The sequence below is a fragment of the Methanococcoides seepicolus genome, assembly GCF_023684405.1.
GTDB classification, from domain to species: domain Archaea; phylum Halobacteriota; class Methanosarcinia; order Methanosarcinales; family Methanosarcinaceae; genus Methanococcoides; species Methanococcoides seepicolus.
On record NZ_JAGSOI010000153.1, the window covers coordinates 1 to 658 of the forward strand.

The 658-nt window shown below is 44.1% G+C and carries 1 protein-coding gene; it reads left to right on the forward strand.

Annotated elements, in window-relative coordinates:
- Positions 1-658, forward strand: a 658-nt coding sequence (locus KDK67_RS14185) for a PKD domain-containing protein (protein ID WP_250869491.1), incomplete at both ends; no start/stop codon positions are given.

The following is a 658-nucleotide window of genomic DNA, read 5'->3' on the forward strand; positions in this document are numbered from 1 at the left end:
AGCAGGACCTGAACGGAGATGGATATGTAGACGGGATACTTCAGAACACTTTTAATCCTGGCACAAAAGACCCTAAAGACTTTGGTTACTATTTCTTCCAGGGTACTTCCATGGCAGCTCCACATGTTTCAGGTGTTGCAGCTCTATTGATATCTCAGGGTGTCTCTAATGGTGAAGTGAGAACTGCGCTTGAATCAACTGCAAAGGATCTGGGAACTGCCGGATGGGACGATAGATATGGCTATGGCCTCATCGATGCACAGGCTGCATTGGACTCTATAAATATTACACCTGTTGAAAATGTAGCCCCGACTGCTTCTATAGGTGGGCCATATAGTGGTGTTGTAGGAACTCCAATACAGTTATATGGATCCGGATCGACCGATCCGGATGGAACAGTGGTTTCTTATTATTGGGACTTTGGAGATGAGAACTCCAGCAGTGCTATTAACCCTACACATGCTTACGGCTCAGTTGGAAACTACGAAGTATACCTTACAATAACAGATGATGATCTTGCAACGGATACTGCCAGCGCTACCGTGACTATAACCAATGCTACGGACCCACTCGAAAATACAATATCTATTGATAGTGTGGATATCATAACAAGAAATGCAGGCAAAAATCTATTTGTTTCTGCTAAGGCAGTTGTGAC